This window comes from Muriicola sp. Z0-33, assembly GCF_026126425.1.
In the GTDB taxonomy this organism is placed as follows: domain Bacteria; phylum Bacteroidota; class Bacteroidia; order Flavobacteriales; family Flavobacteriaceae; genus JAFMPW01.
Genome location: NZ_JAFMPW010000010.1, coordinates 65,214 through 90,096, shown reverse-complemented (window position 1 = coordinate 90,096; position 24,883 = coordinate 65,214). Strand labels below are relative to the sequence as shown.

Annotated in this window: 19 protein-coding genes; 8 read left to right on the top strand and 11 right to left on the bottom strand. The window is 38.3% G+C overall.

Annotation, left to right across the window (positions count from 1 at the left end; all coding sequences use genetic code 11):
- Window positions 1-2 precede the first annotated feature (2 nt).
- Window positions 3-1,700 carry an alkaline phosphatase PafA gene (pafA, locus tag J1G40_RS13910; RefSeq protein WP_265243257.1) on the bottom strand — a complete coding sequence of 566 codons (1,698 nt, stop codon included), beginning with the start codon at window positions 1,698-1,700 and terminating at the stop codon, window positions 3-5.
- 141 nt (window positions 1,701-1,841) lie between these two features.
- Between pafA and J1G40_RS13905 the strand changes: the two genes are divergently transcribed.
- Window positions 1,842-2,294 carry a DUF4231 domain-containing protein gene (locus J1G40_RS13905; RefSeq protein WP_265243256.1) on the top strand — a complete coding sequence of 151 codons (453 nt, stop codon included), beginning with the start codon at window positions 1,842-1,844 and terminating at the stop codon, window positions 2,292-2,294.
- 52 nt (window positions 2,295-2,346) lie between these two features.
- Complete coding sequence (locus tag J1G40_RS13900) at window positions 2,347-3,483, top strand: mechanosensitive ion channel family protein (protein WP_265243255.1); 1,137 nt, start codon at window positions 2,347-2,349, stop codon at window positions 3,481-3,483.
- Window positions 3,484-3,650: 167 nt separating this feature from the next.
- Here the strand turns inward: J1G40_RS13900 and J1G40_RS13895 are convergent, their stop codons facing one another.
- A complete protein-coding gene (locus J1G40_RS13895) occupies window positions 3,651-4,928 on the bottom strand; it encodes a peptidoglycan-binding domain-containing protein (RefSeq protein WP_265243254.1) in 1,278 nt (425 codons plus the stop codon).
- 450 nt (window positions 4,929-5,378) lie between these two features.
- On the opposite strand from J1G40_RS13895, the gene J1G40_RS13890 reads away from it, so the two are divergent.
- On the top strand, window positions 5,379-10,958 hold the full coding sequence (locus tag J1G40_RS13890; RefSeq protein ID WP_265243253.1) for a CHAT domain-containing protein: 5,580 nt from the start codon (window positions 5,379-5,381) through the stop codon (window positions 10,956-10,958).
- A gap of 12 nt (window positions 10,959-10,970) precedes the next feature.
- Window positions 10,971-11,786 (top strand): caspase family protein, encoded by an 816-nt coding sequence (locus J1G40_RS13885; protein WP_265243252.1) that lies wholly within the window; start codon window positions 10,971-10,973, stop codon window positions 11,784-11,786.
- A 25-nt stretch (window positions 11,787-11,811) separates the two neighbouring features.
- Here the strand turns inward: J1G40_RS13885 and J1G40_RS13880 are convergent, their stop codons facing one another.
- The 3 genes from J1G40_RS13880 to J1G40_RS13870 are packed head-to-tail and all read right to left on the bottom strand — an operon-like array spanning window position 11,812 to window position 16,345.
- The gene (locus tag J1G40_RS13880; protein WP_265243251.1) at window positions 11,812-12,033 is read right to left on the bottom strand and encodes a PGDYG domain-containing protein; all 222 of its coding nucleotides are present in this window, start codon (window positions 12,031-12,033) and stop codon (window positions 11,812-11,814) included.
- 17 nt (window positions 12,034-12,050) lie between these two features.
- Window positions 12,051-14,315 (bottom strand): caspase family protein, encoded by a 2,265-nt coding sequence (locus J1G40_RS13875; protein ID WP_265243250.1) that lies wholly within the window; start codon window positions 14,313-14,315, stop codon window positions 12,051-12,053.
- A 29-nt stretch (window positions 14,316-14,344) separates the two neighbouring features.
- Window positions 14,345-16,345 carry a hypothetical protein gene (locus J1G40_RS13870; RefSeq protein ID WP_265243249.1) on the bottom strand — a complete coding sequence of 667 codons (2,001 nt, stop codon included), beginning with the start codon at window positions 16,343-16,345 and terminating at the stop codon, window positions 14,345-14,347.
- A gap of 105 nt (window positions 16,346-16,450) precedes the next feature.
- Here J1G40_RS13870 and J1G40_RS13865 point away from each other — a divergent pair, with 105 nt between their 5' ends.
- Window positions 16,451-17,341, top strand: a complete 891-nt coding sequence (locus J1G40_RS13865; protein WP_265243248.1) for a hypothetical protein — start codon at window positions 16,451-16,453, stop codon at window positions 17,339-17,341.
- Window positions 17,342-17,592: 251 nt separating this feature from the next.
- Entirely contained in the window at window positions 17,593-17,910 is a 318-nt protein-coding gene (locus J1G40_RS13860; protein WP_265243247.1) for a TerB family tellurite resistance protein, read from the top strand.
- 217 nt (window positions 17,911-18,127) lie between these two features.
- Here J1G40_RS13860 and J1G40_RS13855 read toward each other — a convergent pair whose 3' ends face one another.
- From J1G40_RS13855 to J1G40_RS13835, 5 genes are all read right to left on the bottom strand, one after another.
- The gene (locus tag J1G40_RS13855; protein ID WP_265243246.1) at window positions 18,128-18,565 is read right to left on the bottom strand and encodes a hypothetical protein; all 438 of its coding nucleotides are present in this window, start codon (window positions 18,563-18,565) and stop codon (window positions 18,128-18,130) included.
- Window positions 18,566-18,787: 222 nt separating this feature from the next.
- Window positions 18,788-19,384, bottom strand: coding sequence for a DUF998 domain-containing protein (locus tag J1G40_RS13850; RefSeq protein WP_265243245.1), 597 nt, complete (start codon window positions 19,382-19,384; stop codon window positions 18,788-18,790).
- Between the two features lie 359 nt (window positions 19,385-19,743).
- Window positions 19,744-20,481 carry a hypothetical protein gene (locus J1G40_RS13845; RefSeq protein ID WP_265243244.1) on the bottom strand — a complete coding sequence of 246 codons (738 nt, stop codon included), beginning with the start codon at window positions 20,479-20,481 and terminating at the stop codon, window positions 19,744-19,746.
- A 213-nt stretch (window positions 20,482-20,694) separates the two neighbouring features.
- The gene (locus J1G40_RS13840) at window positions 20,695-21,465 is read right to left on the bottom strand and encodes a LytR/AlgR family response regulator transcription factor (protein ID WP_265243243.1); all 771 of its coding nucleotides are present in this window, start codon (window positions 21,463-21,465) and stop codon (window positions 20,695-20,697) included.
- Entirely contained in the window at window positions 21,465-22,571 is a 1,107-nt protein-coding gene (locus tag J1G40_RS13835) for a sensor histidine kinase (protein ID WP_265243242.1), read from the bottom strand. Before J1G40_RS13835 ends, J1G40_RS13840 begins: the two co-directional genes overlap by 1 nt.
- 70 nt (window positions 22,572-22,641) lie before the next feature.
- Between J1G40_RS13835 and J1G40_RS13830 the strand changes: the two genes are divergently transcribed.
- On the top strand, window positions 22,642-23,121 hold the full coding sequence (locus J1G40_RS13830; RefSeq protein WP_265243241.1) for a hypothetical protein: 480 nt from the start codon (window positions 22,642-22,644) through the stop codon (window positions 23,119-23,121).
- Window positions 23,122-23,130: 9 nt separating this feature from the next.
- Here the strand turns inward: J1G40_RS13830 and J1G40_RS13825 are convergent, their stop codons facing one another.
- The gene (locus J1G40_RS13825; protein ID WP_265243240.1) at window positions 23,131-23,649 is read right to left on the bottom strand and encodes a DinB family protein; all 519 of its coding nucleotides are present in this window, start codon (window positions 23,647-23,649) and stop codon (window positions 23,131-23,133) included.
- Between the two features lie 242 nt (window positions 23,650-23,891).
- On the opposite strand from J1G40_RS13825, the gene J1G40_RS13820 reads away from it, so the two are divergent.
- Entirely contained in the window at window positions 23,892-24,824 is a 933-nt protein-coding gene (locus J1G40_RS13820) for a TolB family protein (RefSeq protein ID WP_265243239.1), read from the top strand.
- The last annotated feature ends 59 nt before the right edge of the window (window positions 24,825-24,883 follow it).

The following is a 24,883-nucleotide window of genomic DNA, read 5'->3' as shown; positions in this document are numbered from 1 at the left end:
TATTACCTGAAGAGTTCTTCTAGTGGTACGCCACTGCATCCGCTGGGTAACTGAACATTGAGGAACATAGCCAGGCTGGGGGCAATATCTATAACAGATACCTTGCGGACAGATGACCCGTTTGGAATGTTTTTACCATACCAGAGTAGGGGTACATGGCTGTCATAAGCGTAGCCAGAGCCGTGAGTTGTTCCTTTTATCTCGGATACCGCAATATCCGGATCAGCATTCATAATAATACCTGGTTCAAAACTCAAGAGAATATCTCCCGATCTTTTTGGGTGAAAGCCATTCTGAAGTTTTTTATGGAGTCCGTCGTAATAAATTTTAGTTTGTAGATCGTTTGCAGACAGTGCAACCCTGATCCATTTTAGGCCAGACAGAAAGCTGGCAACATCTTGTTGCACTTCGGCTAAATTTAATTTTCGATCCCTGATAATGTCCCTGTTCAGATACACATGTTCATAGTCGAAATGCTGAATCCAGTTTTGCCGGCCATGTTTCTTAATTAAATAATTGGCCAATGTATCTCTGTACTTGGGAATAGGAGCTATTCCTGTAGGGATTTTATTGGCATTCAGGTAAGATGCTGTTGGGATGGCCCCGTGATCTGAGGTCAGAAAAAGGAGATATTTATCACCTAATTTTTCATCTAGTTTATTTAATAAACTTTCAATATCCCGGTCTAACCGTAGGTAAATATCTTGAATTTCAACAGATTGTGGTCCTAAAGCATGCCCTACAGCATCGGGAACAGAATAACTTATGTTGAGCATGTCTGTATGTTCATCTACTCCCAGGGCTTCATTCTCAAGAGCTGCCAGCGCAAATTCTGTCAGTAAAGTATTGCCGAAGGGCGATGCCCAGATGAGTTGGTACTCCGCATTCAGGGAACGGTATCTTTCCCTCATCTTCTTAAATTCATAGGGGAAAGTAGGCGCAGTCTTGCCTCCAAGCGTGCGCTCAAAACTATTATCATCTGCCGCACTTTCCACGTAGCTTTCTATTGGTAAAAGCGTATTCCAGGTAGTATCCAGATAGGCATTGGATTTCTCCTGTTTATTAAACTGCTTTACCCAATCCGGAACATCATTCATATAGTATGAGCTGCTGACAAAATACCCCGGACTTTTCTTCCAGTCGTGCCAATACGCCGCATTTGCAAGATGCCCGCCCGGTAAAATGGCACCCCGGTCTTTGAGTGATACACTGATTACCTTAGACCGAAAATTAGTGGCTAGTCTTAGCTGATCAGAAATGGTGGTAGATAGCAGGTTTTTGGGTGATAAACCCGTATTATTCTCCTGTGCAGCGCCAATAATATGTTCATTGGGATCGTCTACATTTCCCATCCCATTATTTTCTTCACGCTGAAACCAGCTATTGCCAATTATACCATGGGTGGCTGGAGTAGTACCCGTATAAATAGAAGAATGGCCTGCGGCTGTAACCGTAGGGATGTAATTATATTGTGTGTTTTTATAATTAAAGCCATCACGCATCAACCGAACAAATCCGCCATTGGAAAGTTTGTCTTTGTACTTATAGAGTTGTTCATAGCTCATTTGATCCACTACAATGCCCACTACCAGTTTTGGCGGGGTTTGGTTAACTGACTGGCCATGACTTAGGGGTACATGTCCTGCGAATAACAAAAAACATAATAATAGATAGACTTTCTTTATAAAATTATTTTTCATGCCAGAAGTATTAGAGCCTTTAATTTAATATTATAAATTGATTTTAATGTTATAGAAATCAGAATATTCTAACTATCTTGAAGGGATGTAACAGCTAAAACCAAGCTGTAGAATATTCAACAAAGACCAAGCCATAAACCAATGACAGAAGAACAGTATATTACCGAACGCGTTGAAGACCAAATAAAATGGTATGAAAGAAAAAGTGCAATAAACAAGAAATACTATCTATGGTCCAATGCCTCAATTATTGTATTTGCGGCCCTTATTCCATTTTTAGCCGGTCTGAGCGATGATGATTTCAACTGGCCAAAGTATATTATTGCCGTTTTAGGAGTTTTCACTGCCACTTTAACCGGCATTTCTGCCCTCTACAAATTTCAGGAAAAATGGGCCACCTACCGGATGACCGGGGAGTCTTTAAAACGTGAAAAATTACTATTTCAAACCAAAACCCAGCCCTATGATGGTTCAGCTGCCTCTTTTAATCAGTTTGTCAGTAATGTTGAAAGCCTGATGAGTTCTGAGAATGCAGGCTGGACGCAGATCATCAATAAAAATGATGATTTAGGGGCTAATGGGGATGTTGAATAGCCAGGAATTAATTTATTTCGATCACTTCTAGAATTACATTAACACTATTGGTATGGCCCATTTAAAAATCGAAGAAATTTATATAGCCGGTAGTATGCTATTTGTTTTGGAGGAAAAAAAATCGATTACAGATATCTCTGATAAATTACTTGAATTCCTTGGGAATTTATTGATTCCTCTGGCTATCATTTTAGCTATTGTTTTGTTCTTGCTATTGAATAGGTGGCTTTTTAATAGATCACAATTTCTGCCACAGACCAAGAAAACTTTTAAGATTTTGGTTGCAATTGCAATCATCTTCATAGGGATGTTCGCATTTATTTTTAGCCTTGAGATAGCAGATGAAAAGCAAATGGAAATTGTAAAATTTCTCGCAGTTTTACTTAGTGCAGCCATAGCTTTGAGTTCTACAACAGTACTCGGCAACCTCATTGCCGGGGTTATGAATAACTCTATTAAACGATTCAGGAATGGTGATTTAATTAAAATAGGGGACTTACATGGAAGGGTTACCAATAAGCGTTTTTTTCATACTGAGATACAATTAGAAGACAGTAATTTTGTCACTGTACCCAACCTGTTTGTGGCAACACATCCTGTTATTCTTAACAAAAAAAGCAATACAATAATCAGTACCAGTGTTTCTTTGGGTTATGATGTTTCCAGAACTAGCATTGAAGATTGCCTGTTGAAGGCAGCTAAAGCAACAGGCCTTAATAATCCCTATGTCTATATCACTCATCTGGGTGATTATTCCGTGGTGTATAAGGTACACGGATTTTTGGAAGATAGTAGTAAATATCTCAGTACTACTTCCCTGTTGAATGCTAATGTGCTGGATGAACTGCATGGAGCTAAGATTGAAATAGTATCCCCTTCCTTTATGTATCAGAAAAGGGTAGATCAGCAAAAGTTTATTCCTAAAGCTCAGGTTGAAAAAACTATTGAGAAAGTAAAGTCTCCTGAAGAGCTCATATTTGCAGAAGCCATTAAGTCTGAAGAAATTGAAAAAAAGAAAGATCACCTGGTCCAGATTAATAAAAAGATTGAAGCGTTTAAAGAGAAAATAAAAAGACTGGAGGATGAGGAGGAGATTGAAAAAGCAAAATTAAATATTAAGCGTTTGGAGGAATACAAAGTAAAAATGGATCAAAGCATACAGGAGCAGATCAAAAAGAATGAAGGTTAAGCATAAACTTTTTGCTCCAAATCCTTGAGCAGTCCAAACAATTTGCAATGCGATGACATTTACGCACTCCTTTTGTCAATGCACACTATTATTTTTCTGTGCCACGTAGTTTAATTTAGAAGCAACCAACTATTTTGGCTTAGATGTAATCATTTTATATTGCCGTCCTAACTCAATTTGGGTTCCATCTTTGAAATTGTATTTCCCACATAATTCTCTATACCAAAAAAGCTATCGAGATCCAAAGATCCGTCTCGGCCCAGGGTATACAGAATATGATCTACGCCTGGATTAGAATAACATACAATTAAATCGGCAAGAACATTATATGCTGCTTTGGTATACTTCCCATCTCCAAGTTGGCCATTTCCATAACCGGCAAAACCCTTGCAGTCTATTTTTTTTCCCTTATGATTGATATAACTCTGACCGGAAATTACCTGGCAGCCCGCTGAAAAGTTGGTCTTACCTATCCCCGACCAATGAATATTGATGGTACCATTTGGTGCCGGATCCAAACCTTTATTAAGATCTTCCTGGGTCAAGGCATTATCGTTGTCCTCATCTCTAAAGACCAATACTCCATTTCTTCTGGGGTCTCCAACAGGATATTTTGTACTATACGGCTTTAAGGCACGATAGTCACTGTTATGCCATCCAAATCGGTATTTGTGCTGCCCTTCCACCAAAAAAGCTTCATCAAAGCGCCCCTTTTTTTTCTTTTTGTTATACGCCATGGCCTGACTGGGATCGGTAGATCCCCAGAATTTAAATACCATCCCTTTGATCAGTAAGATAAAGAGATCATTATTCTCGCGGGCTTCATACGATCCTTCCTCATCTACTCTGATCCCCAAAAGATGTACCTCGTTAGGGGTATATTCCCATTCACTGACTTTGCGTGTATCTGTAGCTCTGTTGAATTGTTCCACCTGTTTTAAAATAGGATGTGGAGTATTGCTATAATCGGTTTTTGCTTTATTTAAAAGTGCAAGCCAGGCAGTATATTCTGCTGTAGGTTTCTTTTCAGACCAATTGGCCCAATCAGACATTTTAGTCTTATCCTTCTTCCATCTTTCAAGGTGTGGTATTGTATATTCATCCATAATTCCATTGGGAATAATGGCAGTATCACCTTCACTATCATATTTTCGGACATATTCCTGAAAAAGCCTTACAGCGGCCTGGGTGACATAATCATAAACACCATCTATTACCCCCCTGGGCATAAACCCCCTGTCTCTCAGGAATTGCTGCAATTCTGACACCTGGTTGCCATCAATTTCTTTAAATTCCCTGGAGGTTCTAAAATCATCATCCCTGAATTTCATCACCTTGGTTAAAGAAGCAATGTCTTCCTGATGATAAGGGCTTAGGTAATTAAATCGTTCAGATTCTGATGTTAGTTTGCCAGTATCGATATTCCCGAGTATAAGTGCGCTCATAATGTCTTTTTTTAGATTAATTAGTGGATGATAATCACTGACCTTTTTTATAAAAGATGCTCTGAATGTATATCCTATAAGGTAAAATGAAATTACTGAATTAAAAAATCATCCCAAATACGGGGAGTCTAAATTATTTTGGAGGAAATTTCTTGTTCGATAAAAGGTAGGAATAGTTTGAATAAAAAGCAAGGTAATTCTGTAATATTATCAATAATTAATTGCTGCTGCCTAAGGCTTTCTTGGCTTTTACATAAACCGGGATACAATGTTGGCGGAATTTAAGACGTGTATTATACTTATGTTTTTGGGGATTATTCATCTGTATATGAAATTTCTTACTACCTTGATATGATCTTGCTAGCTTCATGCAGTCATTTCGGAAGCTTCCAGGATTGACATTTAAATTCAAAAACGGGCTAATTCTAAATTCAACCAAAAACCAATTCCATGCAATCCATAAATAAGTTATTTGTCCACGCATCCATACAGGAATCTACTGAGGATGGTAGTACTATATACGAGATTGAGTCGAGCCAAAGAGACGCCTCCAACCGACACGAGATTCCCTTAGAAAAAGATACTTTGATTCAGTTTGAGTTTGAAGACAAAACCAAATGGATGTGCGACCCCACTACGCTGCATGAACTTTTTCCGGAGGCAGATGCCGCTGTTTCGCCGAAGACACGATCTCAGCGACAAGAAGGTTTTGAATTACCTGGTGCAATCAGGCCTCCCGGGTCCGAACGAGGTATTGCAGGGACAATTGCCTTAAAATTACTAAAAGTGCTTGCCAAAAAGAGCATTTCAGAGGGTGTTGAAACACTAGCCCGAAAGCTGGAAAATGCCAATTTAAAAAATGGGATCCCGGATACCAACAAGCTCTGGAAGAATGGTTTTGAACAGCAATATTTTAATGAAGGGGCGCAGATATTTGCGATAAACCGCCAGTTCGATTTTGGGCGGTTTAATGAGGTACAGAAAGACAAGCCTTTTTTTCTGTTCATTCATGGTACAAACTCTGATACACTTGGAGCCTTTAGTGGCCTCAAGAAATCGCAGGTATGGCGATCAATTCACGATATATACGGCAGTAATGTTATTGCATTTCAGCACAGGACCCTGACAGAAAGCCCTTTGGAAAATGCAGTAAAGCTGGCCAAACAATTACCAAACAATATTGAACTACATATAATCAGCCATTCTAGAGGAGGGATCATTGGAGATATCCTGAGTAAGTACAGCAGCGATGGCAAAAAACCACCAAAAGGATTTACCAATGCCCACCTTGCATTATTGAAGAAAGAACCCAACAGGCAAAGTGATATTGATAATATCAGGCAGCTCAACAAAATATATAAAACCAAGAAAATTGCCGTTACCAAGTTTATCAGAGTGGGATGCCCTGCCGCCGGTACCACATTAGCTTCTAAAAGGCTGGATATTGTACTGAATGTTTTCTTTAATGTCCTGGGAAATATTACAGGACCTGTAGGTGATGTTTTTACAAAATTACTCTCTGCTGCCATTGAAAATAAAAATAATGCCGGGGTATTACCGGGTATAGAAGCCCAGAGTCCGGCCTCTCCTTTTATGAAAATATTAAATGATCAGTCGGAAGAAAATGCCATTTCCGGGAACGCCCTGGCTGTTATTGCCGGCAACGGCGCAATAGATTTTTCAGGACATGGGTTACTTGTTATCCTGGGAAAGCTCTTTTTCTGGAAGCGAAATGATCTGGTTGTTGATACAGATTCTATGTATTTAGGGATCAAAAGGGCCAATGAGATTCAATATTATTTTGATGAGCATACCGAAGTTAACCACGTTAAATACTTCGAAAATAAAAGTACCCTGGACGCTATTAACACCGCCATTGAAAATGAAACAGGTACCCTTATACCCGGTTTTAAATCGTTCAGTCAAAATAAAATACCCAGTAGCGACAGAGATGACCGTGGGTTACAATACGGAGCACTAAAGCCCGAGAGCAAACCGCCTTCTGGCCAGCGCCCAATTGTTGTACTACTGCCTGGTATTATGGGGTCTAATTTGTCTGATGGGGAACGTAAGTTATGGTTAAATTATTTTAATATTCTTGGGGGTGGACTAATGGACCTTGACAATGCCCAGGATGGGAAAATAGTGGCGGATTCTGTTGTGAAAACCTCCTATGATGGACTTTATGAAGAATTATCTCAGAAATATGATGTGGTCATATATCCTTTCGACTGGCGGATGCAGCTAGGGGAATGCGCCAGTAGATTTGAAGTGAAAATAAAGGAATTAATGGGGTTAGGACAGCCCATTAAAATTATTGGCCATTCCATGGGTGGGGTTTTGGTACGCGATTTTATAATAAACCACCCAGCTACCTGGGATAAGCTAAACAAATCTAAAGATTTCAGACTTATTTTTCTGGGATCTCCTCTGGAAGGCTCTTATAGAATTCTTACCGTCTTGTTTGGGGAGGATGCCATAATAAATAAGTTGAGTATGCTAGACCTAAAACATACGAAAAAGGAGTTGCTCACAATGTTTAGCAAGTTTGAAGGCATATTGAGTCTCTTGCCTATAAATAAGGAAAAGGACCCAGCCAATGATTTTGCAAATATCAGCACCTGGAAGAATATGAGTGAGGTGTTTAATAAAAAAGACTGGCCGCTTCCCGGAAAAGATGAATTAAAGAGATTTAGAGCCTATAGAAACAAAATAATTAAAAAGAGAGATGATATAGATTATTCTAACATGGTTTATATCGCCGGTAAAGATAAAATGACCCCAAGTGGTTATTTTAAGGAAGAAATCCTCCCTGATAAGGAGTTACATTTTTTATATACCAGCCGCGGAGACCAAAGTGTAACCTGGGATTCTATCCCGGAGCAACTAAAGGACAACAAAGCTGTGTATTATACCAGAACCTCACATGGGATGCTTGCCAATGATCCCGATATCTTCTCGGGGATAGAAGAAATCCTTAGTACGGGGAGTACCAGTATTTTAAGTAAGAAGGAGTTTACGTTGAGAGCCGGAGAACAAGAGCAGTTCAGAGCAGCACCTGAGAACGATTTTGATATGTCTGAAGAGGCATTTAGAAATGCAATTCTGGGAATAAGTACTGAAAAGCAATCACAAGAAGAGCAACTATCAGTTACTGTGAGCAACGGTGATCTGCATTATAGCAGTTATCCGGTATTGGCCGGTCATTTTTTGAATGATGGTATATTATATGCCGAAAGGGCAATCGACTTTTATCTCGATGGCGCCCTTTCTGCCAAACATAAATTGGGACTTTATCCCGGAGACATTGGCACCAATAGCATTTTTGAAGGAAATGAGAAGCGCGAGTTTGAAGGAGGAATAATTGTAGGACTCGGAGAACCAGGTAACCTCACATCATTTCAGCTTGCAACCACTGTGGAACAGGGGGTCTCTAATTATTTACTGCGAATAAAGGGAAAGAAAGATACCACTGAAAAAGTAGGGATAACGGCCCTTACCATAGGACGTGGTTACGGAGGGCTCTCTGTAGAAAATTCACTTAAGGCAATTATTGAAGGAGTAGTCCATGCTAATCAGAAATTAGCAGCTTTAGGTGATGATAGCATCAGGACCATAGAACATATAGAGTTCGTTGAACTATACTCTAATAAAGCCCTGAGCTGCATGTATGCCCTGAACAAGATAGTTACCAAGGAACTTTTGGTTCATAATATTGTTATTGGTAATAAAAGAATAAAACAATTGTTGGGGATAAGAAAAATTACACCATTAGACAGTTCAGAAGATTGGTGGAACCGGATTACCATAAAATATAAACCAGGGAATGAGAAAGAGGACGAACCCGCCAGTATGGTCTTTGGGGCATCAACAGGAGATTCACGGGAAGAAGAAAACCAACTCTATTGCAGTACGCCTTTAATAGATCTTTTTGTTTCAGAAATTTCCACAGCGAACAGGTGGTCTCCAAGAACGGCAAAAACCCTGTTCGAGTTGCTCATCCCTAACGAGCTTAAGGAAAAATTAAAAAGGAAGGGGAATATTTCATGGATCCTGGATGCCAATACGGCTTCCTATCCCTGGGAATTGCTTCAGGATAATACCATACATGCTAAACCATTATGTATTAATGCGGGTATGATACGGCAGTTGTCTACTTCAGAATATCGTACCAATATAAAAAGAGCCTCAAAGGAAGGGGCATTGGTAATTGCGGATCCAATTCTGAATGGATTTATAAACCAATTACCCGGAGCAGCAAAAGAAGGTGAAACAGTCACCAATGTTCTTAAAAAGAACAATTACCAGACAACGTCTATAATACATCAAAATGCAGATAAAATAGTGCTCGATTTTTTCAGTAATGAGTACAACATAATTCATTTAGCTGGCCATGGCATCTACAACCCTAAATCGCCTAAAAAATCCGGGATGGTTATCGGCGAAGGCCTATTTCTGACCGTCTTTGAAATTCAGCAGATGGCGGTTGTCCCTGATCTGGTATTTGTGAATTGTTGCCATTTGGGCAGTACCCGACCAGAGGATGAAAACTATTACAAAAACCGCTATAAACTTGCGGCCAATATTGGTACGGAACTCATCAAAATAGGTGTCAGAGCAGTAATAGCTGCAGGATGGGCGGTTGATGATCAGGCGGCGCTAGATTTTGCTGACAGTTTTTACAGCAATATGTTTTCCGGGGAGAATTTTGGAGATGCAGTTAAAAATGCCAGGAAGATGATTTACGACAGGTACAATATTAAGAATAATACCTGGGGAGCCTATCAATGCTACGGAGACCCTTTCTTTAAATTCGCTAAAAGAGGGGACGGAAAGAGTACATGGTCTCCGAGTTATATAGTACCTCAGGAAGCAGAAATACATCTGGATAACCTTCTGAATCAATTAGAACTTGGCAGCAAATCCAGGAAGGAGAATCTGGAAGAATTGGAAATCATTACTAAAGCTATTGATAAAGCTGAATTTGTAACCGCCGAAATAATTGAAAGGCAGGGAAAGATATATTATGAATTGGGATTATATGAGAAGGCCATATCCAAATTTAATGAACTGCTCTTGATGGAAAAGGCTAATTTTTCTTTTGCCTGTATCTCCATGTCGCTCAATGCGGGAACAAAACTTATCATTGAAAACTTATATGATAAAGACAGAAAGAGTAAGCTGAAAATTGAAGAAATAGCGGAGGCAAACAAATTAATGGACCAATTGATCATAGAAATTATGTTTGTGCACCAAATGGGAGAAACAGCTGAACGGGCAAGTATGATTGGCAGTGCCTATAAAAGATGTGCTATGACGGCAAATTCTTCTGAAGATTTGATAGACGCTTACGGTAATGCTACCAAATATTATGTAAAGGCTTGTAAGTTATCCGAGCAAAAGCACATTATTTACCCTCTGATCAATGCGATAGAAATATACTGTCTGATGTTATTAAGTGGATCTTTTCCCAAGACATTACTCGAAATCACATATAAGGACATAACATATCAACTTAATGACACGAATGATATGTATAACCTGGTACAAGTATTGGAAGAGGAGTTTTCCACTGAGAAAAAGGAAAACCAGACCTATTGGGAAATGGTTTATAATATAAATATTAAGGTGTGTTCGCTATTGCTGAGCTATGATAAAAAAGTAGAGAACGAAAAATGGGATCAAATTAAAAAAGCCTATAAAGATCTTTGGCTGGTAGCAGGTTCTGACGGCAAAAAAGAAGCAGAATTGCAACATATTCATTTTCTTACTTATGCCTTTACAATGGCCAGACATGTAGAAGGAAATGTGGATAAACTGCCATTGGAAGGATATGTAAACTGTGCGGAAGATTTGGATGCGCAAATCAATGATCTGACCAAGGCATACTCCAAATTATTCTCTGCAAAAGAGCGAGCCAAAAGGATTGAACAAGGAAAAAATAAGACATCAGATAAAGCAACAAAAATTAAAAAAGATGCCTCACTGGCTGCAAAGAAGAAAGAACTAAATCCATCGAAACTAAATTGAAGAAATAGAATTATGAAAAAATATGCATTACACCTCGGACTTAATGTAGTAGATCCTGAGCATTACGACGGCTGGGATGGGAAATTGGATTGCTGCGTTAAGGATAGCGAGTTTTACAAAGGTTTAAGTGAAAAGGCCGAATTTGATAAAATTATTGTTTTGCAGAATCGCGCTGCCACCAGTGATGCTGTGATTAAAAATCTAACATCCTACGCAGAGGATTTGGAAAAAGGGGATCTCTTCTTTTTTACTTATTCCGGGCACGGGTCACAGGTAAGGGATATCAATAATGATGAAGCTGAAGATGAATTTGACGAGACCTGGTGCCTTTTTAATCGGCAGTTAATAGACGATGAATTGTTTGAAGCCTTTAAAGCGTTTAATACCGGGGTAAAAATCTTTATGGTATCGGATAGTTGCCATTCCGGTTCTGTTTCACGGGCGCAACCTGCGTTTAAAATTAGAAAAGCCCCTGCAGATATCAGTCAAAGAACCATTCTGAAAAATACATCTGTTTATATGCCAATTTTAAACAGATCGGCGGTTACACGTGATGCGATGGGGGCAAGGGTACTACAGTTTTCCGGCTGCCAGGACGAACAACTATCTTATGAATTCGGAGAAAATGGCCTCTTTACCACTATATTCAAAAAAACGCTGGAGGGAGGGGAAAATTTAAGCTATGCTTCATTTTTTAATGTTGTGGCGGCAGAAGTTCCTAAAGTCCTGGAGGAGGCCACCCAACCGGATGTTCTGGTCCAAAATCCCAATATGTTCGGCTATGGCAATTCAGAATTTGAATTTAGCGGGGAGGAAACTTTCTTTTAAGAGGGTTAAGAGCTTGCTATTTTGGTTAACAAATGTCATAGGTCTTTTGAAAGATGTCCTGATCAATAGGATACATTTCCCCATTAACCCCAACCATTAACCAATCTCCGGCCTTACCATTTAATTTGCCCTCCATGGTTTCTACCATAAAGGGTTCATGAATCTGAACGCATCTGACAGCAATTGGTTTTTTAATCGCAGCCTTAAATTTCAGATCGGGAATTTTATTTTTTTTAAACTCGAGCATAGGATAAGGCTTTTAAACTAAGACAAAAAGTTCTCCTTTAGAAATAGTATAAAATCGTCTTCCGGATTGTTGGTTTGCATCAGAGCTGTATAGCCAGCATAGGCATTGAGGTGCATGGATATTTTCTCTCTTATCCCGGAATTTTCAGAAGCCTTTAGATAATATTCTTTGGCTTTCTCAAAATTTTGCAAATAGAGGTTGGCCTCTGCTATTGTCGCATTTTTCCAGGGATCATCTTTGCATTTTTCTGCGGCATCTAAAGCCATCCTGGCATAGGCCAGCATTTTCTCCTGGTCATTAAGCACCACAATACTTAGAAATGCCAGATTAATGGCATGATAATATATTTGCCCGTAATTTTCTTTGGCTCTAGACTGTTCCAGTGCCAGTTCATAATACACAAAAGCTGCATCACCGTCACTTTCAGAAGGGAATTTGAGATATGCACGTTTGTACCTGCCACCAATAATACCCATCAAGTCTGTATCTTCCTGAGCCTTTGGATGCTCATTAAGGATTTGAAGGGCCTCTTCTCTTCTGTCTAAGCCTTCCAGGCTAAAAATAAGGCGTTTTAATCCTGCGGCGTCCAGTTCATCCTTTCTTGGCAGTAGTTGCTTCACCACCACATCATACTTACCCAGAGCAATATTTATTTCTTCACTATTGGTATACTGATTATGAAATTCAGAATTGGTAAGGGTGCTCAAGATTAGTTGATAGCAATCATCGTTCTCATCTGTTGGTTTCACCATGGAAAGGTGCCTTCCGTCTATGGTTACATGATGATCATTGTTAAAAGGAGCATAGCAAGAATCTATAGAGACAAACTCATCTTCGGTGGAGGCTACCACCTTTAAATTGAACGGATAATCATCTTTGTATTGCCTCTCCCAATCTTTTCTGAGGCTGGTTATGAATTCACCTTCACTGCTCATCTCATTGTACTTATTATTCCAAACTTTTGAAAGTTTGGCAGGGGCAATACCATTACTTGGGGTCCCCAGCAAAACCAGATGAGACAATTTATTGCGGTATTCTTCCTTAAAATCCAGGATAGCCCTTTGAGCTATTAATCCACCCAAACTGTGAGCAACAATGGCAATCCGGTCGTACTTGTCGAATTTGTATTTTACCGAGGTGCATAGATAGTTTGAAATTCTATCAATATCTTCTATACCGGCCCAGATGTCTTTTCCCATTTCCGGGCTGATGTAACTAGAGTAACCAAAGGGTTTCATATCCCAACCATCCATACTGGAATCGTTCATCAACATCTCCGGAATATTTCCGAAGGTATCTCCTGCCTCTCCCGAAAAACCATGAATAAACAAAAGCAGATTATTGGCCCCTGGTGATTCTCTGAAAATGGTTTTCACCTCTTTATGACCTTTGGCGCTATCAATAACCCCTTCATCTGGTGCTTTAAGGGCTAATTTTTTACGCAGTTCTTCAGGTACATAACTGAGAATGAAATTATCGTACATCTCCAGGTTTACGTAGGGCTCCTGTTTAATATCTAGCGGAGGATCACAGCTGGCTGCTGCGGCTTCAATAACCGGAGGAATAGCTCTTAAAAGATACCCCGCCACCTCTAAAATACGCACATAGGGTTCTACAAAATGTGTCTGATGATTACCTTTTAAGGCCTGAATTAAATGTTTGGTGAATAAACTGTTCCTGTCATCGCCAAGTTGATAGGATTGCTGTTCTTCTTTACAGGAGGCTACAATAGAGATACCTCTTTCATTGTCTATTTTTTGAGCCAGCCCTTCAGCTTTGTCAAATTTTTCGGCGTCTCCTCCTTCTGAATCATGGTCTGCGGTTGTTGTACCCTGAGCCGTACTAAAATCGCTTTTTGCAATTCCAGTGGCATGGCAGCAATCCAGAAAGAAAATCAGACGTCTGGTAGATAGTGAATTGATTTTTTGTTTTATTTCATCCGCAGTCACCCAAGCTGCTTTGTACTCTTCTTCGGTCATACCGTCTTTCATACCGTAAGGCACAAAATGAAAGGTATCTCCGAGCACACCACCATGACCAGAATAAAAAATAAAAACAGAAGAATTTTCATCAGTCTGTTCTTTAAGATGTTCAAAGCCATTGAGAATTCCTTCCCTATCTGCCTGATCTGCTTTTAATAGGATTACATTTTCAGAAGGGTAGCCACATAGATGTTCATCGGTTAATATGGCCGCGATATCTTCTGCATCACCAATGGTATTAAGGCCATCTTCGTATTCAATGCCTATGAGCAAGGCATATGCGTTATTTAATTTACTCATTGTCTTTGTATTAAAGAGTAGCTATTAATTTAGTGGCAATAATTTAAAATTGGTTCAAATTCTTCCTTTTGAAAATATGATCTAAACATATAATCGTTCTGGAACGATGAGGTCTCATACCAATGACCCGCGGCGATAGCCTTATAAAGATATTCAAATGTATTAGAATCGTCCTCTATGGCAGCATAATATTGAGCAATGGCATAATCTACCTTACCATAGAGGTAATCTGTTGATATATCTGTTAAACTTTTAATAATCGCCTCGGCCTGGGTGGTATTTTTATTTTTAGTATGAATAATGGCCAATAAAGCTTTTTGTGAATAAAGTGAGGGATTCTCCTTAACTATTTCTTCAAGTTCTCTTTGTGCAAGGGAGTACTGTTCTGTCAGATACAAAGATTCAGCAAGTATCTTTTTTTGTTCCGTATCCAGGATTGTTGATGTATTACCCAGGGAGGAAATTATATCTTTTAAATACTGATCGGCCATTTCCTTTTCCCCCATCATAACAAATTCTTTGGCAGCAAATAAATAGATGTCCATCCACTCTTCTACATTGAGGAGTTGTATAGTAGATAGCAGTTTTTGGGCGGCATCATATCTGGCAGATCTAATGTACGCTCTTAGCAGTACTTTTTTAAGAATAGTGTACTTTCTTAGGTTGGCATGGTCTTCCAGCAAGGCTATAGCCTCATCATATTTTTGGAGTTCTATGTTGGCCAGGGCCTTTATTTTGTAACGTTCTACACAATTTTCACACTCCTGAAGTTTTATCCCCTTTATGTCTATTACCCCATATATAGAATCAACAGCCTGGGGTTTATTTACCAGTTGCAAAGACAAGGTCATCATACTGGTATTGGTCTCCATATGAAAGGGCGTATAATTGTATTCTTTTTGCTGGTATTCATAGGCAGATTTATTATCTCCTTCTAATAGTCCCTTATATAGATTAATCAATATTTGTTGCCGGTCATAAACATCAGCCTTTGTGGTAAGCTTTTGCAACAGCGAATCTGCTATACCATATTCCTGTACATTATAGTAGTACATAAATTTGTACACTTTAGGCTCAAAATAGTTACTGTCTGATGCGATTGCGGCATTAAGTAAATCAAGATAATCATCGTAAATTCCAAGTTTACTTTGGTTCTTTGCCCTGTTCAAATATTTATAAGCCTCAAAACTGGGCGGGGTATCCTGGAGGCTTAGAAACCTGTTTTCTTCGGTTACCAAAAATCCAAGTATACGTTCTTTAAGTACTTCTATGCATTCTAAAGGCGATTCCGGATTACATTCTACAGTCTCAAAAGAAATTAGTGTTTTGTCTTCTATTACATCTCTGATAGAACATAGAAATAACAATTTGTTCTTGTCTAAAAAGAATTCTCCTTCTACGATTTTTGATGGCTTAAGATAATCGGTGACCAAATCATTTTCACTAGATGGCCCAAGTGATGCGCTATAAAGGGTAGAATAATCTGCTATTACCTCCGGTGAAATTACCTGTCCCACTTTATTCTGGGTAATACCGTGTATGATCCAATCTACTGCCATTTTCCCGGCGATATCGTATTTCTCATCCCCCGTATTATTATCGAACTTCAGTACGGCTATTTTATCCTCCGCCTGGACTTCTCTTAAATCAATTTGGGTAACAAAATTCTTTCTGACAATAATAACCGATATACCTACAGCAATTATGCTGATTATGCTTAAAAAGGAGAAGTAGGTTTTTTGAAACGCGCTCTTAGTGAATTTTCCAGGGATAGGATTCCCTGCTTTATCTAAAAGTGGTTTTTTCTTAATGGTAGCGGCCAGTTGATACTCCCACACCCAATAAATATAGAGGGGGAAACCTAACATCAAAAGCAGCAGGAGATATGCAACAATTGAACTTGAAAAACCTAACGGTTCTGCTATAAGCGCCACTACTTGTAAAAGAACCCAACTGGAAACTATGTAAATAGAAAGGTTCTTTAATACGTCTTTTTCACGGCACTGATTGATGAATTTTTTAAATTTCATTTTAGGGAATGAAAAGCCTTTAATTCATTAATTAGATGGCTCGATTCTTGGTTTCGGTTGTATTTTTTACTAATATAGTAATAAACTAAACTTAAAACCACAATCATGTCCAAACAAGCTGGAAAGGGGTCCGGCCTTAAATCTAAATCGGGTCCTGTCATCAAATCCAAATCCGGGCCAGTCATTAAGTCGAAGACTGGGCCCGTCATTAAATCTAAATCAGGACCTGTAATTAAGTCCAAATCCGGACCGGTTATTAAGTCTAAAGATGGCCCTGTGATCAAGTCCAAATCCGGACCGGTTATTAAGTCTAAAGATGGCCCTGTGATCAAGTCCAAATCCGGACCGGTGATCAAGTCTAAGGATGGCCCTGTGATCAAGTCCAAATCAGGACCGGTGATCAAATCTAAGGATGGCCCTGTGATCAAGTCCAAATCAGGACCGGTGATCAAATCTAAGGATGGCCCTGTGATCAAGTCCAAATCCGGACCGGTGATCAAATCCAAGGATGGCCCTGTGATCAAGTCCAAATCAGGACCGGTTATTAAGTCTAAAGATGGCCCTGTGATCAAGTCCAAATCCGGACCAGTGATCAAGTCTAAGGATGGCCCCGTAATCAAGTCTAAATCCGGACCGGTTATTAAGTCTAAGGACGGCCCTGTGATTAAGTCCAAATCCGGACCGGTGATCAAGTCTAAGGACGGCCCTGTAATCAAGTCCAAATCCGGACCGGTGATCAAGTCTAAGGACGGCCCTGTAATCAAGTCCAAATCCGGACCGGTGATCAAATCTAAGGATGGCCCCGTAATCAAGTCCAAATCCGGACCGGTGATCAAGTCTAAAGATGGCCCTGTGATTAAGTCCAAATCCGGACCGGTGATCAAATCCAAAGATGGCCCTGTAATCAAGTCCAAATCAGGACCTGTGATCAAATCCAAGGACGGCCCTGTTATCAAATCGAAGGATGGCCCGAAACCGCCGTTACCATGCAGATAATCAAGTCCAGTTCAGGACCTGAGAAAAATAATAAGTGATCGTCATTTTACCCCAGGGTAATTTCACTACCATTGGTATTCCCAATTTCAGAATTATCTTCACAATCAGAGATGTAATGAGGTCTTAAATTGCTGTAATAAATACTCTTTTGTCCTTATTGGAGGTATATGGGTTTATCTGAAAAATAATCTTTGTTTTAAGTGCAATTAGTTTAAATTTGTCGCTAACTAGCAATCTAAAGAATAAAATAAATGGAGTTCAATCTGGCTGAAAAATTGGCGATTATCAAAGCTATTGATGAGGTAATTCTTGTAGACGGACATGTAGACAAAAAAGAGATCAGTTTCCTGAATAAAATACTGGAAATTCTAAAGTTCGACAGAACCCTTGTAGAAGAAGCCAGGGAGATTAATGCCAAAGAGGCTATTTCCATACTGGCGTCTATGCCAAACAGTAAAAAACACGCTTTAAAGGTTATTTTAAACGAAACGGCTTTTGCTGATGGAATAATTAATGAAGAAGAAGTTAGCCTTATAACAAGGATATTGACTGCCTCAGGTATTGAGTAATTTATAGAATACCTCTAATTAAGTATTTAGTTTGTGTGTTAGGCAAGTATCTTCTTTCTACTACCACAAGGTTACATTGCATTTTAAAAAGTAATTTTCAAGGATTTACTTCAAGAGAAACAGCCCATAGCCATTCTAATATGCTCCCATTCTGCTTCCCGCAAGATGACTACCTTCAATCTTATTATAATCTATTGAATCAGCCAACAAATTGGTCTTAAAGATAATTGAAGAACAATTCTACAGCGCTACCCAATACAAAACTAAGAAAGGCGCCAACCCAGGAGATACGTCCTAATTTAAACGTATTTGTAAATGCCAGGAATAGTGCTACTAATGCACAACAGATAAAAATAATCATAGCATAGTTGGGTACAATGCTGGTAAAAAGTCCGAATAAACTAAATATAGGATCTAAAATGGCAGTAAATGCAAATAAAGCCAAGGTGAAATTAGTTTTGCTATTTCCAGTAATTAGATAATAGCCCGCAATCAGCAGTTCAACACATATGGCCAGGGGTCCGAACTGATTGTAATATTCAGAATCAAAATAATGCTCAAGGCCCGCAGGAAAGGAGAGTCGGGAATAAAAAACTACCCCAAGGACTACAGCTATCAATATAAATACAGAGGCAATTATTTTTCGACCGTTCATAGGCTTGGATTTAATTCACAGGTTTCAGGGGTTTAAAAATATCAATTATTTCCAAAACCGGCACCAAAGATGCCATGAATCTTAGGCGCTTTCCTGTCACTGAACGGGCATTGTTGCACAATGCATTTTCTGGTATATGAATTATACCTCGCTATCAGATGGTGATTGTGCCACTGATATTCTAAGAACATCCACCTCCAACTAAGGCGGGTTATAGATTATCTATTTTGCTGCATCAGTTGCATAGTCTATTGCTTTTAAACTTAACAGGGCACAGTATAAAAAGAAGGTAAATAATAAAAACCGTTGTACTATTCCATAATATTCAAGGGAATAAAGATCAGGTGCAAAAGCTGGAGTTAAATTTAGGAAAATGGCTAGCGCAACTAATAAGAATGCTGTGATAGAAATCATTTTAAAAGTTTTACCCATTCTATTTCTAAAGAACAAAGCAAACATGAGTGGGGAGAGATAACCCAGGGTCATTGAAAGTCCAAACACGTTATGGAGTGGGTGAGGTGAAGGAAACCAACCAATTCCAAATTGCGAAAGTCCATAGAATGCAAGAAAGATCCCCGGGATAATAGAAAGTTTATGTTTTCTTGCAAACCCAATCATTGCCATCGAAAATAAGAAAAACAGCAAACCAATTCCAATACTGAATATTTGCCAGGGCACATATAGCGGAGAACCTTTTTCTCCAATTTCGCTTACAGTCTGAGAAATCATGCTATAATCATCTAACTGACTGCCCAATAAAATACTGCCAAGGATAAAGGCAACTGCAGTAATCCAACCTAAAGAAAGTAATTTTTTCATATGTCCGTTTTGCTGTTTCCTTTAAGACGAACTGGTGACTGACTTGTTACATTTTTAAACTAATGCAGACCTGACTGTTTTTGAACAGTAACTTTATTTTTCACCTTTACTTTTATTTCAGGGAAATCAGTACTATCGAACTCAATGTTAAATATGCTACGATATTGGTTTTAACTCCAAGTCGGTCTTCAATGCTGCTTTCAACAGGAGATGTGGCAAGACACCTACTGATAATAGCAAAAATTATATATAGATTTCAAATTGGTGGATACACCATTTTAATTGGCGGACCAAAAAGGAATAATATTTTCCAAATTACTGAGAGCTCACTTTTACAGATCCGAAATTTCTTTGATTTGCTATTTTTTGGAGAGTGCGTTATACCGATTATGATAAAAATAAACAGCAAGAACTGCAATAACAATGGCATAATTACCTTCTTTTATTTCCGCTATGCTTCCAGAAACTTCTTCGGAATAATAAGCCATCGTTTTTATGTAAAATTTAGATAGCACTAGGTTTAAAATCATCAAAACTCCGAACCAAATTGGAGGAACAGGAATATTGATTTTTTTTACTAGTTTATGGATACTGCTAAAAGAGTTACTTAAAAGTGGTAATAAGACCAGGAAACTAAACCAGAAGTAGAAGAAGAGCCTTCCCGGAGTTATTATTAATAGAGTTGACCAGAAGCCATCTCCTACTTCGTCTTTAAATGTGAAAATGTCAAGATTGTGAATATTAGTTTCGTTTTGAAAATTTGCTGCCGCTAGAGCTTCCGGAGTAGACCAACCAAATATTCTCTGGCCCCAGCTAATTTCTTCCCCAAATGCGACGAAGAATAATAATGCCAAAAAAAAATAAATATAATTTCTATTGGTTGTAATTGAAAAGATTTTATTGCCTCTTCCTTTGGACTGCCAAAAACAGATATAAAACAAAATGGCAGCAATAAGAAAAGCCAATGCCGTTATATTTTCAATCCAACTATCCTCTGCTGTAAAATACTCGTCATATTTAACGTCCGGAATGGCCAAAAAATATGAAACTGCAAATAATACGAAAAGAAATATAGGAATTTTAAATTTTGATAGCATCGATTAAATTGAAATTAACTCAAATAAGTCTAACACATAGAAACTAATTTAATATCAATACTTTACCTTGGTAAGTTTCTTAGAATTTGCTCTTTTAAATGTAAGTATTATTTGTTCAAATGTCAATTCATTCAAGTAATGGTTAACATCTTATCTAATTACCGACTAAACACTGCATATTTCCCTTTTATTCTTGGAAAACATAAATAGCCATTAACCTTTTGCCTCTTCCAGGTAGGAAATAATATTGTCCTTGTAAGACCTCCCAGAAAGTAAGGTGGTGCCATTTTTTAAAACCACCTTATATTCCGAATTTTTCAAATAGAAACAGGAACCTATATAGACCTTATTGACAATTAATGATCTGTGTATCCGGACAAATAATTGGTCTGATAGTTCTGCTTCAATGGCATTCATTGTGCTCCTATATAGAAATTTATTTTTCTCGGTAAACAGTTCCAAATAATTCCCTTCAGATTGAATATATATTATATCCTCTGTTCTAATTTTAAGTATTCTGCCATTTTTCTTTATTTCAAAGAAAGTCCTTGTTTCACTGCCATTTTCATCTTGCAGCGATATTAACAAGCCGGCCAGTTTCTCTTTTAGTCCGGCTGTTTTTTCATGCTCTTTTAGTGCTTTCATCCTTTTTATAGAGGCGTCTATGCGTTCATCATCAAAAGGCTTTAAGAGATAATCAACTGCATTGATCTCAAATGCTTTAATAGCGAAAGATTCGTAGGCAGTGGTGAATATAACGTAGGGTAGATTATCCAGTTTTTCAATTACTGAAAAACCATCTAGATCAGGCATTTGAATATCCAAAAAGATAAAGTCGGGTTCTTTTAACTTAATTTTCTCAATAGCTTCCCTTCCATTTTTGCATTCCGCGACTACCATTATATCCTGATGGTCTTCCAACAACTTAAGAATGCGCTGTCTGGCCAGATATTCGTCATCAACAATGATACATCTCAATTTCATTAATATGGATTTAAAGGCAAGGAAATTTCTGCTACATACCACTTCGGGTTGCTAAAACAAGATTCGAAAATGAATTTGTTTCCGTAGATCCCTTCCAGTCGTTTTTTTATGTTTTGTAGCCCTATGCCAGTTCCTTTATCAAACCTGATATTCCCATTTCCCTCAGAAGAGTTGGATACCTTTAGATTCACATATTCTTTAGGGGACTTTACGTCCATACTTTTTTTGATCTCTATATGTATTTCACCTTGATCCAACGCGGGGATTATTCCATATTTAATGGCATTCTCTACCAGGGGTTGTAAAATCATATTCGGAATTTTAATTTGCTCCATATCTTTTGTCACCTGGTAATGAATCCTCATCTTATCGGCATATCTGATTTGTTCAAGGTCCAGGTAATCACGAATAAAATCCAATTCCTTTTCAATAGTAACCATTTGTTCCAGATCATTTTCTAACATTGTTCGCATTAATGTACCCATTTTGGTCAACATCTTCTGCGCTTTTTTGGGGTCTATATCTATCATAGAGGAGATAGAATGTAATGTATTAAATAAGAAATGCGGGTGTAATTGCATTTGCAGGCTATTGAGTTGGGCGGCAATTAAATCTTTTTGGTTTTTTAAGTAGCGCTTCTGATAGTCGATCCCAAAAAACAAGGCCATCAGTACCAGCAGTTCAATTAAACTGGAAAAGCTTCCTACCACCAGGGCTACCATTCCGTTGGCACCAAAAAAGTCTCTCATATAACCGATGCTCAGAAAGTATACAATGTCGTATGCCTTTGTAGCCAAAGCCCTGTGGGCAATTACTAATAGCACAGCCGCTATAACAATGGGGACGATGTTAAGAATCGAATTAGGTAGGGATTGTACTTTTCTTGTTAGCCTATAAACCAAAGGCGCTATGAGGATCCATAAGAGATAATTGAGTACAATTCTTGTACTGATAAAGAACCAACTGAAGGGGAAATTATAATCATTGATAATATGATTGGTAAACTCCTTAGCTATAAAAAAGAGGCATATAAAGACACCTATGATTCCAATCCTGCCAATTGGAATAGGTAATTTTTTATAACTTTGAACTATGCCTTTGAACATATGCTGTAATATCTTTCTAAGGTAAATATTTGAGAAAGAACAATATAATTTTTATTTAGATTCCCAATTTATGAACAAGAAATTAATTATCTGTTTTCTGGTTATTTTTACAGCAGTTGGTGCATGCAAAGAAAAAAGTAATCAGGTTGATGAGGCAAGTAAAATAGTTGAAGAGCCTCTTAAAGATATTAGTGAGCTTACTTATCCGGAAATCTTTTATCTGCTTCACAATGAAGAAGAATACGGAATGGATTTTCATGGCGATTTATTTGGACAAGAGGCCGCATCCTTTGTTACTTTTATTACCAGTGCTAATCCTGATTGCGGAGAGGCAGTTACAATAAAAAGTTCAAATACTGATTCAACTATACAAGTGGCTGTCAAAACCACATTTAGTTTTCCCAATAACCCCGTAAATGAGTTGGTTAGAATTTATAAAGTAAAACCGGAAGCAACCATTCCCGTTGGGCATAACAAGTTATGTTATAAGGGTGATGAGTATGCCATAAACAGGGAGATAGTTTCCGCCGGTTTTTCTTCTGAACAATAGACGAATTAGCTACCAACCTCCTGAAGGCCCCGGTACTACATCTTTAAGTCGGGTATAAATTGTGCTTTTGCCCTGTTCTCTTTGCAGGTGTGAGGTCATAATCAGAATCGACTGCAATCTGGACATCTTGCTGCCAAAAAATTCTATCTCTTCTGAAAGATCTTCTTGCTGAAGTTTTTCCATTCCTTCCCTGATAAATGCAAAGGAACCTTCCAATTGTGCTATAACTTCCTGCTTATTTTTGGTATCTGTTACCGGACTTGGATCTGGGCGGTCTAGTTTTACAACTGAGGCAAATAGATAATTGGCTCCGGAGGTATGTGCAATTTGATCACTAAATCCTCGAAGGTCCTCAGTGGGTTTAAACATATAGTGTTCTTCTGGCATTGCTTTGGCCGTCTCAATTACCATTTTGGCCATACTGTCCCAGGCAGTGACAAGGTTTTCTGTTTTCATCTGGGCGTTTGAAACACTTAGCGCTGCCATAAAAAGCAGGGTTACTGCCCAATTTAATTTTGTTGTTTTCATTGTATTTCGATTTTTATTTGGATCAAAACTACATATTCCCGTTTGCCAACTTTAACAGATTGTGCTGAACGGTGAAAAAAGGGATTAGTCGTTTTTTTTCAAACAATTGAGGTCGGTTATAGTGGCCTTTACAGCAAAATAAATTTCACTTCATCACTTTAATATCGGTTGGTCACAACACATTTCTTAGCACAGGTATGTCGTTCTAATTTTACCAAAAACAGTTAAACAATTCGACTCAAATGGATATAGTAAAAGAAAGAATCTTATTTCTATTAGTTTTATTTTTCTCTTCCGGGTTTGGCGCCAGTGTCTGGGCGCAACGCGCTGATCATTTGGACTTTGGTCCGCGTTTATCCCCGGACTTCAGTAAAGTAGTTTATTATTCCTATCGCAATGATAGTCTACCAGACCTGTACCTGATGGATCTGAAATTTTGCAAAGAAATACAACTTACTTATGATTATAAGGCATGGGATTTAAATCCTAAATGGTCTGTAGATGGCAAACATATCTATTTTTCCTCAGACCGAAACGGTGATATGGCGATCTATCGGATGGAGTTAAAAACCTCCAAAATTAAACAGGTCACCTATCCACGTAAAGGGTATCGCCATTCTGAAATAAGCTTTACTGCTGATGGCAAGAAAATGGCGTACTGCGAATTTCAACCCAATAATCGCACAGCAATTTATTTGAGGACTCTTGAAAATTATAAGGATACGTTGCTTCTTAGATCATCTGATATCAATGATGAGTTTTTTAAACCGGTAATTCATCCTGATGGTAATGAATTGGTCTTTTTAAAAAATGTGGCGGAAGAGTCAAAGCCCTTATTTGATATTTTCTTACTGGATATATTAAAAGGAAGTATTAAAAACATTACTCGAACTCCTGAGATTAATGAGAGAATGCCAAGTTGGTCTAATGATGGGGATTACCTGATATACAGTGCGGACCAAAACCAGATGTCTTTTGACTTGTTCAAAAGGGAATGGCATTCAAAAAGTGTAGTTCAAATATCCTTTAATGATGACAGACAGGAGCTAAATTCTCATCTATCTGCAAAAATATTGCTTTATGATTCTGGTTTTTATGGGATGGAGAAGGAAGGGAACACTTATATCTATTTGGCAGATGCTGAAGGAAAGAATGTCAGGCAACTGACAAATTAACTTAATCAAAACAAATAAAAGCAGCTAATAAATTGGTCATAAGATATGACTGTAGATAT